The following is a 15,392-nucleotide window of genomic DNA, read 5'->3' on the forward strand; positions in this document are numbered from 1 at the left end:
CTTTCTTTGATATAAGCAAATTCTTTATTCTTATAATACTAAGGTTGAATATGTGTCTCATCCTGTATCAGATCCAGTACTTGGGTAAGTACCGGCAATAGACTCTCTTCGACATAGACATATTCTTCCCCACCAGATGTCTGTAGTAGAACTATTTTGTCGACTACCAAGATCCAATTTCTTTCTATCGGCTTCTGTCCGTAAAGTCTGTCTTGACCATTCTCCACCTGTGGCTTCTGTCCAACAAACAAGTCATCTGTATGACAAGATGTGATACTGAAACTCCAAAAAAGCTGCTACAATACCTACTTGGCTGTATTTTTTTGGGATTTTTTATGTTCATCGATAAGTTTCCATTAGATTTAATGGAAAAGGAAAAAACGATCTATGACTAGCGTTTACTTCCAAAAATCAAAAGTTCCACTGGTCTATAGTTAAAAAAATCACCAAGCTACTATTGATTATATCCCTATGAAGAACATTAAAATAAAGAATAATATCAGGTCTTGAGCTTCCCAGGAGAAATACCATAGTATTTCTTGAAGGCACTGCTAAAGTTATTTTGGTGTCCATAGCCCGTAAGGAATGCGACTTCATAAACAGATAGCTTATCTTCCAGAAGATATGACCTTGCTTTCTCCATACGCACGCGCGTGAGGTAATCGTGTATAGTGACTGAAAAGTACTCTTTAAAATCCTTTCGGAGTTTGCTTTCACTCGTAAGCACTTCACAGGCTAACTCCCGTTGGGTCGGCGGATTAGCAATGCGCTGCTCTAAAATTTGTCTGGCTAGCTCCAGACGTTCGACATCGCTATCGTTGAACTGTGTCGGCACCTGACTGGATCTCTCATTATATTGTTCAAACTGATACATTAACAGTTCGACAATGCGGGATTCGGTATGTAATCGCCTTATTTCGCCTGTCTTTTTCGATTCGATAAGCTCAGAGATCGTGTGTTGCATTTCATAAGTCGCCATTAGGTCATCTTCCGAAAAACTGACATACTCCCCCTTTTCTATAGCAGTAACAAAATCCCGATGTAATACCGAATCTCTTTTAATCAGGTTAAGATAGTAAGCTTTGGAGATAACCGCAATAAAATAATTGTATTCGATACCTTCCTTTACCTCATGGACAGACTGCACGGATGGAATATAGCGTATATTATGTCTGCTCATACCAAATGGCATCTTATCGTCTATCGCTTTATAGAAAATAAACTGACTGGTAATGGCCTCCCCCTCCACCTCAGTATGTACCTGTACGGGTTGTTCAAAATACATACGACTATGTAAAATAAAAAGACCGCTCGTAGATAGTTGAAAATTATGCATACGAACGGGCTTTCGATCTATATCCAAACGCTGTTCTACCAAAGGTTTATCCGGCACATAACTATCCGGAATTTCTTCAATAAAAAGCCATTCATCAAATTCTACTATTTTACTTTTTATCAACATACCCAAGCAATTCCTAGTGCGATAAAGATATCGTTTTTCCTATAACAAAACACTCTTATTTAAATTCTTTCTAAACAACAGAGTTCTTATTACATTTACCTAACACTTCATCCCAATTCTCCTGTATTATAATGTAACTTGCCTGAAGTGTTAGGATAAGATCGTCATAGTTATTAAAAAGCTCGATGACTACCGGACCTTTGAAATGATCATCCTCCCGAGACACGATCCTTCCTATATTTTGCCATACGATTTCCAACTCGAATGTCGGTTCCTTAATGATATATCTACTTCCTTGGTCAATCAGGTTGAACACTACCCCTGTATACGACTGTTCGCATCCTCCATTGAGCAGTTTGATGGACACGGGAGTCTTTTTGGCAGCACATAATGCTAAAATCTTGCGAAATTGACTCATAGATTGATAATATTGATCCTTCTTTGGTTTGGATACTTCTATGGTGCGATCCGAAAAACAGTGCTCCCATCCATTGTCCCCGTTTTCAGTAAGAATCAGGTCTTTCATTCCCTCAGAACGATCTGCATCATTCTGCTCATCGGACAAAGAAATAGCATGTAGCTCCATGCCATTTTTATTAAAAAAACGCAATGCCCTTCCGCTTTCATTTTCGATCAATAGACCTATATGCCAATGGTTAAAAAGAAAAGCTAAGTCAAAATCTCCTGCAAATACTGCCTTTTTTCCGGATTCATAGCTATGTAAGGTATAACCACCAACCAACGTATGCTTGACTCCCTTAGCACCTGAACATATACGTACCTTACCTAAGGTTGGCAATATTTCAGTTAACAGATCAAAATCGGTTCTAAATACTTTCGTGTTATTTCTCTTGTCAAGACGCCAGATTTCAAACTCCGAGATACCGACTTGGCAAGCCAACTCTTCTGCTGACAAATAGGGTGACTTATCAATCAACAAATCTAACGTCCTTTCCGTTGTCATATTTGACTCACTTGTCAATAAGGAATTAAAAACTAATGCATCAAGTACTAGTTCTTCTAGCTTCACATAAGGTTTGAGTGTCTTGGAACTCAGCTCCACAACAGATTCTACAGAAAAGATAGTATAGATATCTTTTGTATTGAGAACTTCTATTGGAGTTCCGTCAAGGAGCTTTCGACCATTCTTCAACATAATTATCCGATCGGCATATATAGCAGCAAAATTGACATCATGTACAATCAATACGACCATAAATCCACGTCGGGCCAATGCCTTGGCAATAGCTAAAACTTTCTGTTGGTACCTCAGATCCAACGCCGATATGGGCTCATCCAATAACAACAAACTATCCTTATTATCCCAGATTTGGGCAAGCACTCGCGCTAGCTGAACGCGTTGTTGCTCACCTCCCGACAAACTCAAAAAAGTACGATCTTCCAATGATTTCACCCCACACAAATTCATCACCTCTTCGACGATCAGTATGTCATTAGCAGATGGACTGGATTTAAAATGAGGATAGCGTCCCATCATCACGATCTCGCTCACCTTGAAGGCCAGTGTCATCTGTTGCTGCTGGCTCAGCATAGCGCGACACCGGGACAGTTCTTTCATGTCATATTGATCCAATGTCTTGCCATTCAACAGCACAGCTCCCTCCGTTGGCTTCTTATCACCACAAAGCACGCCCATCAATGTAGACTTTCCTGCCCCATTAGCACCAAGTATAGCCAATACTTCTCCTTTCCTCATCTGAAAGGAGATATCTTTGAGCAGCCTTCTGCCTTTTATCTCATATGATAGCTTTTCAACACGTAGCATAAGCTGCTTATTTTATTATTTATCCTTTATTAAAATATATAAAAATACAGGTGTTCCCAATAATGCAGTAATCACACCTATGGGCAATTCAATCGGAGCGATCAACACCCGAGAGAGTACATCTGCTAGGGTCAGTACCACCGCTCCCAGTAACATAGATCCTGTGAGTACGTATTTATGGTCTGAACCACCCATTAGACGTATGATATGAGGTACCAGTAGACCCACAAAACCAATGATACCCGATACCGCCACCGAAGCTCCGACAGCTAATGTCGACAACACGATTACCCAAAGCTTTACCCGATCTGTACGCATCCCCAGCAGATCTGCTTGTAACTCCCCTAAAGCAAAAGCATTCAAAGCCTTACCATAAAACGGTAGGACGATGAGCGGAATCGCTATAAAAGGAAGAATTGCCATCACATTGTCCCAGGTAGCACCACCCAAACTCCCTAACATCCAGAAAGTGATAGTTCGCAGCTGTTGTTCGGTCGCCATATAAGTCATCAGCCCTGTTAGCGCTCCAGCAAAAGCATTGATAGCAATACCAGCCAACAACATGGTGGTTACATTGGTCTTACCTTCCTTACGGGCTATCTGATAGACCACAAATGCCGTAAGCCCAGCCCCAAAGAAAGCTCCGAAAGCTAATAAGTAATAACCTAACCATTTGGCAAGACTATGGAATACCAACGTTTCCATAGCAATAATCATCACGGCAAATAAAGACGCTCCGGAAGAGATCCCAATTAGTCCCGGCTCTGCCAATGGATTACGAAATATCCCTTGAATAGCAGCTCCTGATACACCTAGTGCAGCGCCGACCAACAAGCCTAGCAACACTCTCGGCATACGGATTATAAAGAGTACATTGTCATGTGTCACATCAAGACCTATATCTTGAAGCAAACCCGATCTGCTAGCAATAAGACGAAGAATATCGTCGACCGGAATATAATAAGCTCCTAATCCTAGAGCAACTATGGCAATCACCATAGTAACTACAGCCAATACGATTAAAATAATACGCTGCTTTCTCTCCACTGCATCTCCTTATCTTAAATTCATCATATCGACTATCCCCTTGTGTAGTTCCATAACAGCTTCGGGCAGACGTGTACTAAAATTGACAAGTAACGAGGGGTTCATAACCAAAATACGCTTATATTTTCCAGCTTCTGTAATGCGTACTCCTGGTAACTTCAGCATCGCTTCTTTACCACCGATGCTACTTAAGCCAAAATCAAACATTAGGATAATGTCGGGATTCGCATCGACCAGCGATTCGGTGGTATAGGGTTTAAAATCAGAAAATTCCTGAACTGCATTTTTTGCTCCAGCCAATTCAATCATCGCATCCAGACTACTCCCCTTACCCGCTACACTCATCGTCCCTGTACCTCTCGCATATATAAATAGAATCTTTGGTTTTGGCGATCCTTTTCCCTCGTCAACAACCACTTCCAATGTACGATCGAGACTCAATCTCGTCCGTTCTACCACGACTTTGCCCTCGGCCGTTTTTCCAAGTGCATCTGCTATATCCTGAATAAATTTAAATGCTCCCTTGACAGCGTATTCTTGCTTCAGTGCCACAAATTTTATTCCCGATTTACGGATCTGCTGTACAACGGCAGTCGAGACTTCTCCTTCAATCGCTAATACTAAGGTAGGCTTGGAAGCCAATATACCTTCTGCCGAGATCGAACGGTTTTTACTGACACGGGGAAGTGCAGCAGCAGCTTTAGGTGATACACTGGTCACATCTGTTGCTACCACCGAATTACCTAATCCCAAGGCATATACTGTTTCTGTAATCGAACTACTTAACGTAATTACCCGTGCATAATCTGCTTTAACAGCAAGCACACATAGTAAACAAACCCACACAATAACAAATCTTCTCATTTAAATCTATTTTATATCTTCTATTTTTTATGTTCATTCCTAAACAAGTTTATTTGCGACAAAGTCTTTCCTACTCCAAACCTGCTACAAAGCAAATCAATAATAAGTCTAAATACAAATAATTATAATAATGCCGCTTTAACAACAAACCTGCTAAAATCAACCCTAAACAACTATAAAACAAATAATTGAAAAAAATAAAACAGAGATAATAGACTTATTCTGAAACGAATTGAATATAATTTTTGACATTTTTCATAGACGATTATTGAATATGTTTTAGTTCTTTTGTTATACTATTTAGAATTAGTAAAAATAAAAACAACATTCTTGAACAAGCGAATTATACTTTATTTTTTCATTTGTACGCTTTCGGTCACATATGCTTCTTTAACTTATGGACAACAGCGGTTAAGTTTCACTGGAACTATTGTCGATAGCCTAAACAAACCTTTACAAGGTGCTACAATAACCTTATTCCCAGACAATAAAATCTATAAAACCGGCTCAGATGGACTCTTCTGTTTCGACAAGCTCTATGCGGGAAGCTACCGGTTTTCTGTGAGCATGATGGGGTATCAATCTTTGACCGATTCGCTCGATCTGGAAGATACTAATCAATATAGACGTCTCCAGCTCCTAAACCTTTCAAATTCGATAGAAGAGGTAGGTGTCAGTACCAAAATACGTGCGGTAGACAACCTCATAAAGCCTGAACAGGCCGCTATGCCTGTCAAAATCATCACAAAACGTGAAATAGAACTTATGGGGAGCCGTAGACTCGACGAAGTGATGAAAGAGCAAACCGGAGTAGCTATTGTCAATGATATAACAGGAGGTTCGAGAGCTGTGGGTGTACAGATACAGGGCTTCAGCAGCAATTACGTGATGGTACTAGTGGATGGCCAACCTATGCTGGGTCGAACCGGCGGTAGTTTTGATCTCTCCCGCATCTCTGTAACCAATATTGAACGTATCGAGATTATCAAAGGTGCTTCTTCCTGCTTGTATGGTAGCGATGCCTTAGGTGGAGCTATCAACATAGTCACTAGACACGGCGCTTTGACACCTCAGGCTCATGCATCCTTCTTATACGGTACGCTCAACACTATAGACGCTACTTTAGAAGCGGAAACTCCTTTTGTAAATCAACGGGGTAGTGTCGTCGTATCTGGAAATTACTACCGCACCGATGGCTTTAATACAGATAGCAAACATCTCGATAGCAAGAGTACGACCTACCCTCCTTATACAAACTATAGTATACAGGGCAGATCCCGTTATCGCACCAGTAAGAACGGTACCTTAGGATTTGCCGGGCGATTTGCAGCTCGTGAATCCGAGATGATCAATGCTTGGTCCGAACAATCGGCTCTTCAGGACAAACAACGCGATCAAGACATTAATCTATCAGCTAGCTATGACTATAATTTCAAATCTGGTCTACGTAGTATGACACGCTATTATTATTCAAGATTTCATTCGGAGGTTACAGCACAATGGTTACAACAGGGGGGGCTCGCATCCGCCGAAGAATTTGGACAGAATGTACAGCGTATCGAACAACAGTTTGCTTATAGTCCTTTGACTCATTTAAAAGTTACAGGTGGCCTAGGCGCCAGCTTAGAGATCATGGACAATCAGTCCCTCGATGAGAAGCGATCTCTTAACAGTGCATTTGTTTACCTTCAGAGCGAATGGAAACCCGTAGATAAGTTGTTCACTACCCTAGGCTTACGATACGATCAGTCCAATGTTTATAATGGTCATCTCAGTCCTAGCTTAGGGCTGCAATACCAGCTTAGCCCCACATTCTTACTTAAAGCGGGTACCGGTGCTGGATTTAAAGCCCCTGATTATAAAATGCGCTATCAGGTATTTTTTAATCCTGCCGCCAATTATCTAGTTGTAGGTACGGAGCGTGTTAATGATATTTTACAGAACATGGATCAAAATGGGGAACTAAGTTATCAAAACACGTATATGTTGAACTTGGTGTCTGGCAATCTCAAGGCAGAGACCAGCCTCTCCAACCATGTTGGCTTTAGCTGGAATCCTTCGTCAAAATTACACACTGATTTTTCCTTATTTTACCACCGTATCAATAATCAAATCAATACGGTAGCAGTAGGAAATGGCACGAACATCGCAAAGATTTATAGTTACCGTAATCTCCCCAAAGCGATAAATAAAGGTTTTGAAGCATCTATAACATATCAGATGACAAAGAACTTACAGTTATCCGCGGGTTATCAATACCTTATTTCAAAAGATCTGAGTGTTCTTGATAGCATCGCAGCTGGAAACTATCCTTACAATCAGATCAATGCCCCTGCTACAGGTGAATACCGAAGAAGTGAAAAATCGGATTATTGGGGTATTGAGGATCGATCCAGACATATGTTCAATCTGAAGGCACAGTATGAATACAGACCATGGGGGCTTCATATCAATACCCGTATAAACTTCAGAAGCAGTACCCCTTTTCAAGAATTTAATGGCAACCAATTTATAGATCGTTATGACATCTTTGTCCCCTACCTCACGCTGGTCAACGTAACCTTCGAAAAAAGCATTATGGACAGAAGGCTTACATTTCGTCTGATCGGTGATAACCTATTCGACTTTACGAGTCGTTATCTACTGGGACAGCCAGGGAGAGTACTCATGAGTGGAATTAGCTACCGCTGGATGAAGAAGTAATCTAAATTATGTCGAAAATGAGTTGTAAAGAAAAGAACTATTAAAAATGAAAACGATAACATTAATCATAGCGGAATGTGCAGTATGGCTTTCTTACCGGAAAATCGGACAATGTCTATTCGCTGTCTCTTTTATCTTTCTTCTAGGCTCATGCGGCAAGGACAAAGATTACAGCATCGGACTGGAAGATGGTAACAGTACCGTCATCAAAGATCTACCCGGCGATGTCGACGCATCCATGAGCGAAGGTACAGACGGCAAGGAAAAACGTCCTTTTCAAACCTTTCTCTTTCGCTTTCGAGACCAAAAGCAGATATGGATCAAAACAAAGAGCGATTCGGCTCAGTGGTTGAAATCAAAAGAATGGGATATAGCATTTACCGGCCCTTACAACTCGGAGATCTTTATTAATAATAGCCACGATCCCTTCAACCCCGGTCATGGCGGAAGTGCAGATTGTACAGCAGTGATCCTGTTAAAACAATCTTATCAAAGTGTAAACCAAGCTCCTTCAGATCAAGAATTTGACGAAAATGAGACTGGCAAAATCGGATGGGCCTCCAATCCTGAATCACTCGGATGGTTTCAGTACAGCATCTCTACACATCTCATGCAGGCACTACCCAATCGTACCTATGCAATACGACTTCCGGATGGAAGATATGCTAAGCTACAACTGATAAACGCTTACAAAGGCAATCCGAGCGCCGTGACCAATATGAACTGGCCAGCCCCCTACTTTACATTTAAATATTATGTACAACAGGACGGAAGTAAAAACTTAGACACAAGAACATTATAGAACAATTTAAAAATTATATAAAACCATGAACAGATTATTTAAAGCGGCAGCACTGTTATGTGCTTTGGTCGTAGGATTTACCTCATGTAGTAAGGATGACGTAAGCCACCAGAAAAAGCTGAGCGATGCTACTGCTACTACAGCAACAGCCACTACACAGCTGCCATCAGGAGTCAAGGTTTATTACGATTTCAAAACAAATTCTAAACAGGAAGAAGACAAAAGTATGATAAACCTTTCAGGCATGTAGGGCTCTACCTTATATAACAGCTCAGCTGGAAATTATAAAATGGCTTATTTTGATAAGGAAAATATAAGTATAGAAAAGTTGACACTATCTGCGGTGTTAAGTTCAGATATTTCAGCTACAGATAAACTAAATATTGACGCATCCAGTGCAGGAACCCCTGCTACTGGACCAACGTGGATTATCTACAACTTTAAGAACAATCGTGCAGTCTACCCTACACCGAATCAATACATTGTTATGTATAAGGGAGAAAAACTGAACGATAACGCTGATGAGCTTTACATGATCCAAACTGCAGGTATCACTACCATCAATGGTAATGCGACTTACAATCTAAACTTTAAGAAGTTCACAAAATAGTAATTGACAGAATACATAGTCGTGTTTTCGTTGACTCGAAGTTTAAATTAATCGACGATAGCGAAAGATATATACTATCGCTTTTCATACACGATAAATCAAAAATCAGCTTAAAAGGAAAGAAATAAATACGAATCTTTGTATAGGATCGTTGTAAAATAAAACAGAAAACTATGTTAAGTCAAAATATCAAAGAAAGCACGCATGCCGCTCACCAAAAAACAGAGGGTATCGTGGTACGTCAATTGAAAGCAATCCGTTCGGAAGCGGACTATGCGGAAGTCTTAAAAGGATTTTACGCCTATTTCCGCGCTGTAGAAGACAATATTGTTCCTTTCGTAACTACAGCAATATTACCAGATCTTGGTGACCGTCGTAACTCTTCTTATATCAAAAATGATATTGAAGCTCTCGGGGGCAACGTAGATAACCTCCCAGAGGCTACTGCTCCAACCGTGAAAAATGTGTTGGAAGCCCTAAGCTCCTTATACGTACTTGAGGGATCTGTTATGGGAGGCCCTTATATTGTGCAGATGCTCAACAAATATGGTATCGAGCGAGGCACGTCATTTTTCGAAGGCTACGGTGCCAATAGCGGACAGATGTGGGCCGGATTCACTTCCGTATTAAACCAACATGGTGAAAATCCAGAAACACATCAGATAGCTATTGATATGGCCAATCAGACATTTGAACAATTTGGAGAAGTTTTTTCTGGAATACTGTCAACAAATTAATAAGTAATAACATTAAGCAGCTTTAAAAGCTGCTTAATTGTCTAGATCAACCCAATCCAAATTCGATTGCTTATCTTTACCTTGGATCTAGCAAGATAAAGAATAAATTAATGTATTATCAGGAAATATCTCCAATCAAAGCGCTACAACAGCACGTCCGTTACTTTTGGGTATTGGAGGATACGCCGACCTTTAAACAACCTCAGCATTTTAAAATTCTGCCTGATGCTCTACCAGCCTTGATATTTCAGGATCAGCCAAACCAGTTTTTTGATCAAGATGATCAAGCCATGCCTCAGCTATATATCTATGGGCAATTTACACAACATAGCGAACATAAGGTCTCTGGGAAATTCCGGATAATTGGTGCCTTTCTTGAACCTACAGTATTAAAGACCTTATTCCATCTCGACGCCTTTGAATTGAGTAACCAAAACATTGCTTTGGAAGATTTAGTCTCGGACTTGATACTGGAACAACTTGTCAATGCCAGCAGCGCAGCCGAAAAAATAACAATCATATCCAACTTTATACTCGATAGAATTAATCATGCAAAATACCACGATGAAAAAGCGCGATATGCCTCCTTTCTGATACAAAACGGCAAGACACTCCCTGAAATACAACAGCAAATGAATTTATCGGAACGTTCCTTGGAGAGACTCTCCAAACAATACATTGGAATGTCCCCTAAATTATATGCTAGAATAATGCGATTCCAATCCAGTTTATCGATTTTACGCCACAGTTCATTCCATAATCTGAGCACTGTAGCTTATCAATCCAATTACTTCGATCAATCCCATTTTATCCGAGAATTTAAAACATTTACGGGTAGTAGTCCCCATTTTTTCCTTCAAAACAGCGAAGAAAAGCTACCAAATTTTCCACAATGGAAAAAATAGCGCACAAACTTCAAGCTATCCACAAAGTTTGTCGGTTTTATCCAATTTTGGCAATTATGATATATCTACTTTTGTTCTAAATCATAATTCAGACAATATATGAACAATGTTAAACAAGTACATCGGACTAATCCACTTACTGTCTCGGCACCGGTAGGCAATTATTCGCACGTAACTCGAGTTCCAAAAAATGCGGACATCTACACTTTCTCCGGTCAGATTGGAACGGATCTGCAAGGACGTATTCCTGCAGACTTCAATCAGCAAGTAAGAAACACCTTTACTAACATCAAGGCACTTCTTGAAAGTCAAGACTTAACTAGTAGAGATATAATCAAAGTAAACATCTGGGCCACGAGAGAAATAGACTGGAACTATTTTGACATGATATGGAATGTGTTTTTTGTAGGAGACAATCCTTCCATGACGATCGCCTACATCACTGCACTGGGATTACCCGAAATCGACTTAGAAATAGAAATCTGGGCCGCCAAGTAAACATACCGCCTGTATTCCTAGAAAGAAAACAGGCGGTGTTGTCAATCAATTATAAAACCTCTAATAAAAATTAGAAAAACCTTTATCGCTAAGCAGACAAACGGAAAAAAGTCGCTATTTATGGCGACAAATTTTCTAGAAGCAGAATACAACCCCTCTTCTATTTCAAAATAAAATTTAAGCTAATAAATTTAAAGTTGCTAACTTAAAACATACCAATTTACACAAAGTTCATATAAAATTAATCCGTGCGCGTCATCGAAAAACAGTTCTTATGCCTAATTTCGGCAAACATTCACTGTCTAGAAACATGAGTGAAAATGACGCTATAACAGTAACATATTTTCAAGACATATTTCTGATTTGGAACAGAAAGGTCTATCATTATTCGCTATCCAAGACGGGTTCTACTTTTAATTGCCGAAGAGACCGTACAACGCAAATTTATCAAAATTTGGAATAATTTATATCATAAAAAGATTGACATAGAAGTCGAAGCCCAACTCTTTTGTATTGCCAAAAGCGTGTTATTGGACATCGTAAAAGAAGAACGTCGTAGACAGTGCCCCTCACTCGATTCCGACTACCCTATGGCACACGACGACACTCCGTCAGCGATATACTGCGTCAAAGAATTAGAACAGCAACTAGATGGTATCATCGATAAGATGCCCAAAGTTCGAAGAACTATATTCCGAATGAGTAGGGATGAGAACATGAGTTACAAAGAGATCGCACAACAATTATCAATTTCACCCAAGACTGTCGAAAATCATATTTCCCTCGCCCTACAAACTTTAAATAAGGCTTTTTATCACTTTCTTCTACAATTTATAATTATTTTCATTTTCTTTTAGGGGTATTGGAAATTTGCGTCGTATTCTATACGATGAAGATAACCAAACAACTCGTAGACCGCTATTTAAAAGGCGAATGTACCGCTCATGAGGCTGCTACTATCGAAAGTCATTTGGAAAAAAAACCGACAGCACTGGACAATTTCTTCCCCAAAGCTGAGTGGTATAACAGTCCTATCGATAAATTCTACGAAGGACAAGATGAAGCCTATCAACATTTGGCACGACAGATCCACCCAAGGCCAAAAATACCGATGCGATATTTACAAGCAACAGCTCCTGCACCAAAGATTTCGAGCGACTCAATACTCCCCCTACCTCGGTCACTACGGTAGATCTCGCGCTTTTATTATCCCGCATCCTTCGTGATTGTACATTTCAAGAGTCCGGTGAACTTGCTAATAGTAAATTCGGATCCTGGATACAGCATTGGGCAGGCGGACCAGTTGTTCCGGCTTCGCGGTATTTTGAACGACCTGAAAATTCGATCTGAAGCCAACATTTTTAGCTCCTCCGCAACATCAGTCAGATCAAACAGGAACTCAAAGGGCTAAAAAATGATCCCACAGGACATAGCAAGATAGCTATTGCCGAAATCTACGAAGTGTATCTGTACCAACGTCTCACCGACCTCTTTGGCGACATTCCCTTCTCCGGAGTCACCCAAAATAGCGAAGCTATCAATCGTACACCCAAATTTGATAAACAAGAAGATATCTACCCCCGTATTGGTACAACCTCTAAATCAGTCACTTGACAGACTTACAACCGGTGATATCAGTTATGGTACAGCCGATTTTTTCTATGGTGGTAATATCGACAAGTGGAAAAAATTCGGTAACTCGCTCAAGCTTCGTATTGACATGCGTATCCGCTATGCTAATGCTAGCCTAGCCCAACAGACCGTAACGTCGGCCTTATCGTCCAGTTACGGATTACTAGCCAGTAATTCAGACAATGCTGCCGTAGCAACCTTTAACAATGCGCAAGCCGAAAACCAAAATCCAATTTTGCGTCAATTTACTACGGGCAGTGCCGATCTACGCTACCTAACCAATACGTTGATCGACAAGTTAAAAGCTTATGACAATCCACGCCTTTCTTTATTGGCTCATCCGATCACGATGAGGGGATCTACTACCTACCAAGGTATAGGAGTCGCACTTACCGACAATCAGCTATCACAACTCGTCCGGGCAAACTACTCCACTGCCAATAGAAACACCTGGTTCAGTTTGACTTTTGCACCTATTCCAAGCTACGCACTGACCTATTCGGATATCTGTTTTTAAAAAGCAGAAGCCGCGCTGCTAGGTTGGGGATCCACTAAGCGTCAAGCGCACGGCCTATTTGTAGATGGGGTAAAAGCTGCTTTTGCATTGCCTCCCTACAATCTATCCACGCTACCTGTCGCCTATGAGCAAGGCACTTTAAGTTTTACCAACCTAATCGATGCCGAGAAGATGGAGAAGATATTCACGCAGAAATGGATACATCTTTTCGGTCGTAATATGGAGGCATTTGCCGAATGGCGTAGAATGGGGTATCCGCAGCTTACACCAGGACCAAATCCTGGTTCTACAAACGGACAGATTCCTAGACGTGGGATCAACTCCAGCGAAGACGCGGAGTTGAATCAAGCTAATTACAAGGAAGCTGTGAGCCGCATGAGCAATAGCGATTCTTTTCTCTCCAAAGTATGGTGGGATAAAAGATAAGATTGATGTTGAAGGGTCTGTCCAAAAAGGTTAGATAGCCCCTTTTATTACTTCGAACGAATTAATCCCCTGTACGTTAACACCCTGCGTCTTAAACTTATTAAAATATCCATAAAAATCTTTTAAACGCCTATATATACAACAAAAAAGCATTGACACAAAAAAACTATCTTGTACTCCTAATCACCAATCCATTGATCAATTCCGGTTTCCCGTACTTCCATTGAGATCTAAACATTACCTTTGTCGGTCAATATCTTACATTTTAAAAATAATTTTAAAAATGGATATACTATTCATTTACTCTATAGCGCTTTTCGCCCTATTTACTTCCCTGTTGTGTTTTTTTATATACACCGTGTATCATGCCATAAACAACACCAAACTCTATAGTACACAACGCTTACTCTGGATACTGATCATACTCCTAGCTACAATCTTCGGATGGATTGCCTATTGGACCTTTGGCAGGAATGGCAGCAACAGATCAAAATAATTGCAATTAACCACTTCCTTAGTCGCTCTTTTTACAAGCTCACCTCCCGATCCGCTCGAGACCTGATGTATAAAGCCTTCTTTAGTCCCTCAATTCCGAACGCCTTTGACAGTATCTCCCTAACTTTCTTCACTTATTTCAAAGACCGACACCATTTGGTCGACAACATTCCAATTAATACTATTTTGGTAAAAAATATTTAACTTAGCCGACTAATAATATCTAACCACAACATACCCCAAAGCGATGGATGCTACAGAATGCGATGAACAGGGATTTGGAAAAATTTATGAATACAAATAGGTACGAAAAGATATCCGATCAGGAACTCATCCTTCTGCTGAAAATGAAGAATGAGGGCGCGTATACGGAGATCTATGTCAGACACTGGCACAGTCTATACTTACATGCTTATAAGATCTTAGAGAATGAGGAGGAGGCAAAAGACGTGATCCAGGAGTTATTCATCACCCTTTGGGATAAGTCCGATCATCTCGAGATCAAGACCAATCTAAGAGCGTATCTCTATGTATCAGCAAGGCACCGAATACTCAATCGTATCCGAAAAAACAAAATAGGAACGGCATTCATTGACACTATAGCCGAATCGCTAAACGACATAGACAACAGTACGATAGAAGCCATAAGCGAACGCGAATTGATGACTATCATTGATGAAGAAATAAATCTATTGCCTCCCCGGATGAAACAGGTGTTTGAAATGAGTCGGAAGGAGATGATGAGCAACAAAGAGATCGCCGCCAGGCTAGGCACTTCAGAATCTACAATAAAAAAACAAATATCCAACTCTATCAAGCAGTTACGAACAAACCTAGACAAATACAGCCTGTCTCTTGGGATAGTTCTTTCCGAAATCGTCCGCAAGCTTTAGCTGTATTCTAGTTTT

The 15,392-nt window shown here is 40.4% G+C and carries 17 protein-coding genes and 1 pseudogene; 13 read left to right on the forward strand and 5 right to left on the reverse strand.

The genetic code is table 11. The annotated features are described in order from the left end of the window. Positions 1-38: 38 nt before the first annotated feature. From G7B18_RS00175 to G7B18_RS00195, 5 genes are all read right to left on the reverse strand, one after another. Positions 39-251 (reverse strand): hypothetical protein, encoded by a 213-nt coding sequence (locus tag G7B18_RS00175; RefSeq protein ID WP_164111827.1) that lies wholly within the window; start codon positions 249-251, stop codon positions 39-41. Between the two features lie 248 nt (positions 252-499). Further along, a complete protein-coding gene (locus G7B18_RS00180; RefSeq protein ID WP_164111828.1) occupies positions 500-1,462 on the reverse strand; it encodes a helix-turn-helix transcriptional regulator in 963 nt (320 codons plus the stop codon). A 70-nt stretch (positions 1,463-1,532) separates the two neighbouring features. Continuing rightward, positions 1,533-3,248, reverse strand: coding sequence for a heme ABC transporter ATP-binding protein (locus tag G7B18_RS00185; protein WP_164121809.1), 1,716 nt, complete (start codon positions 3,246-3,248; stop codon positions 1,533-1,535). 15 nt (positions 3,249-3,263) lie between these two features. Further along, positions 3,264-4,295 (reverse strand): FecCD family ABC transporter permease, encoded by a 1,032-nt coding sequence (locus G7B18_RS00190; RefSeq protein WP_240452726.1) that lies wholly within the window; start codon positions 4,293-4,295, stop codon positions 3,264-3,266. A 9-nt stretch (positions 4,296-4,304) separates the two neighbouring features. After that, the gene (locus G7B18_RS00195; RefSeq protein ID WP_164111830.1) at positions 4,305-5,159 is read right to left on the reverse strand and encodes a hemin ABC transporter substrate-binding protein; all 855 of its coding nucleotides are present in this window, start codon (positions 5,157-5,159) and stop codon (positions 4,305-4,307) included. A 330-nt stretch (positions 5,160-5,489) separates the two neighbouring features. On the opposite strand from G7B18_RS00195, the gene G7B18_RS00200 reads away from it, so the two are divergent. The 13 genes and pseudogenes from G7B18_RS00200 to G7B18_RS00255 all read left to right on the forward strand — a co-directional run bounded on the left by G7B18_RS00200 (position 5,490) and on the right by G7B18_RS00255 (position 15,377). Continuing rightward, a complete protein-coding gene (locus tag G7B18_RS00200) occupies positions 5,490-7,862 on the forward strand; it encodes a TonB-dependent receptor (protein ID WP_240452727.1) in 2,373 nt (790 codons plus the stop codon). Between the two features lie 46 nt (positions 7,863-7,908). Next, positions 7,909-8,664, forward strand: coding sequence for an HmuY family protein (locus G7B18_RS00205; RefSeq protein WP_164111831.1), 756 nt, complete (start codon positions 7,909-7,911; stop codon positions 8,662-8,664). 25 nt (positions 8,665-8,689) lie between these two features. Further along, on the forward strand, positions 8,690-8,914 hold the full coding sequence (locus G7B18_RS00210; RefSeq protein ID WP_164111832.1) for a hypothetical protein: 225 nt from the start codon (positions 8,690-8,692) through the stop codon (positions 8,912-8,914). 39 nt (positions 8,915-8,953) lie between these two features. Further along, the gene (locus G7B18_RS00215) at positions 8,954-9,274 is read left to right on the forward strand and encodes a hypothetical protein (protein ID WP_164121810.1); all 321 of its coding nucleotides are present in this window, start codon (positions 8,954-8,956) and stop codon (positions 9,272-9,274) included. Positions 9,275-9,447: 173 nt separating this feature from the next. Further along, on the forward strand, positions 9,448-10,011 hold the full coding sequence (locus tag G7B18_RS00220) for a biliverdin-producing heme oxygenase (RefSeq protein ID WP_164121811.1): 564 nt from the start codon (positions 9,448-9,450) through the stop codon (positions 10,009-10,011). A gap of 110 nt (positions 10,012-10,121) precedes the next feature. Next, on the forward strand, positions 10,122-10,916 hold the full coding sequence (locus G7B18_RS00225; protein WP_164111835.1) for a helix-turn-helix domain-containing protein: 795 nt from the start codon (positions 10,122-10,124) through the stop codon (positions 10,914-10,916). Positions 10,917-11,015: 99 nt separating this feature from the next. Then, on the forward strand, positions 11,016-11,414 hold the full coding sequence (locus G7B18_RS00230) for a RidA family protein (RefSeq protein WP_164121812.1): 399 nt from the start codon (positions 11,016-11,018) through the stop codon (positions 11,412-11,414). A gap of 446 nt (positions 11,415-11,860) precedes the next feature. Further along, positions 11,861-12,271: a sigma-70 family RNA polymerase sigma factor gene (locus G7B18_RS00235; protein ID WP_240452749.1), complete on the forward strand. Its 411-nt coding sequence runs from the start codon at positions 11,861-11,863 to the stop codon at positions 12,269-12,271. 32 nt (positions 12,272-12,303) lie between these two features. Beyond that, positions 12,304-12,606 carry a hypothetical protein gene (locus G7B18_RS00240; RefSeq protein ID WP_164121813.1) on the forward strand — a complete coding sequence of 101 codons (303 nt, stop codon included), beginning with the start codon at positions 12,304-12,306 and terminating at the stop codon, positions 12,604-12,606. A 194-nt stretch (positions 12,607-12,800) separates the two neighbouring features. Further along, positions 12,801-13,028 carry a SusD/RagB family nutrient-binding outer membrane lipoprotein gene (locus G7B18_RS19170; protein ID WP_262886565.1) on the forward strand — a complete coding sequence of 76 codons (228 nt, stop codon included), beginning with the start codon at positions 12,801-12,803 and terminating at the stop codon, positions 13,026-13,028. After that, positions 13,000-13,989 (forward strand): annotated as a pseudogene (locus G7B18_RS00245) (SusD/RagB family nutrient-binding outer membrane lipoprotein). The gene G7B18_RS19170 and the pseudogene G7B18_RS00245 overlap by 29 nt, the downstream one beginning before the upstream one ends. Before the next feature lie 283 nt (positions 13,990-14,272). Next, a complete protein-coding gene (locus G7B18_RS19335; RefSeq protein WP_164111838.1) occupies positions 14,273-14,485 on the forward strand; it encodes a PLDc N-terminal domain-containing protein in 213 nt (70 codons plus the stop codon). Between the two features lie 289 nt (positions 14,486-14,774). Continuing rightward, the gene (locus tag G7B18_RS00255; RefSeq protein WP_164111839.1) at positions 14,775-15,377 is read left to right on the forward strand and encodes an RNA polymerase sigma factor; all 603 of its coding nucleotides are present in this window, start codon (positions 14,775-14,777) and stop codon (positions 15,375-15,377) included. Positions 15,378-15,392: the final 15 nt, after the last annotated feature.

The sequence above is a fragment of the Sphingobacterium sp. xlx-130 genome (assembly GCF_011007405.1).
GTDB classification, from domain to species: domain Bacteria; phylum Bacteroidota; class Bacteroidia; order Sphingobacteriales; family Sphingobacteriaceae; genus Sphingobacterium; species Sphingobacterium luzhongxinii.

What these genes read in the sequence shown, in the direction of transcription:
- G7B18_RS00225 (WP_164111835.1), top strand. Translation starts at nt 10,122, where the DNA reads ATGTATTATCAGGAAATATCTCCAATCAAAGCGCTACAACAGCACGTC.
- G7B18_RS00220 (WP_164121811.1), top strand. Translation starts at nt 9,448, where the DNA reads ATGTTAAGTCAAAATATCAAAGAAAGCACGCATGCCGCTCACCAAAAA.
- G7B18_RS00185 (WP_164121809.1), bottom strand. Translation starts at nt 3,248, where the DNA reads ATGCTACGTGTTGAAAAGCTATCATATGAGATAAAAGGCAGAAGGCTG.
- G7B18_RS00180 (WP_164111828.1), bottom strand. Translation starts at nt 1,462, where the DNA reads ATGTTGATAAAAAGTAAAATAGTAGAATTTGATGAATGGCTTTTTATT.
- G7B18_RS00195 (WP_164111830.1), bottom strand. Translation starts at nt 5,159, where the DNA reads ATGAGAAGATTTGTTATTGTGTGGGTTTGTTTACTATGTGTGCTTGCT.
- G7B18_RS00205 (WP_164111831.1), top strand. Translation starts at nt 7,909, where the DNA reads ATGAAAACGATAACATTAATCATAGCGGAATGTGCAGTATGGCTTTCT.
- G7B18_RS00240 (WP_164121813.1), top strand. Translation starts at nt 12,304, where the DNA reads ATGAAGATAACCAAACAACTCGTAGACCGCTATTTAAAAGGCGAATGT.
- G7B18_RS00215 (WP_164121810.1), top strand. Translation starts at nt 8,954, where the DNA reads ATGGCTTATTTTGATAAGGAAAATATAAGTATAGAAAAGTTGACACTA.
- G7B18_RS00210 (WP_164111832.1), top strand. Translation starts at nt 8,690, where the DNA reads ATGAACAGATTATTTAAAGCGGCAGCACTGTTATGTGCTTTGGTCGTA.
- G7B18_RS00230 (WP_164121812.1), top strand. Translation starts at nt 11,016, where the DNA reads ATGAACAATGTTAAACAAGTACATCGGACTAATCCACTTACTGTCTCG.
- G7B18_RS19335 (WP_164111838.1), top strand. Translation starts at nt 14,273, where the DNA reads ATGGATATACTATTCATTTACTCTATAGCGCTTTTCGCCCTATTTACT.
- G7B18_RS00255 (WP_164111839.1), top strand. Translation starts at nt 14,775, where the DNA reads ATGAATACAAATAGGTACGAAAAGATATCCGATCAGGAACTCATCCTT.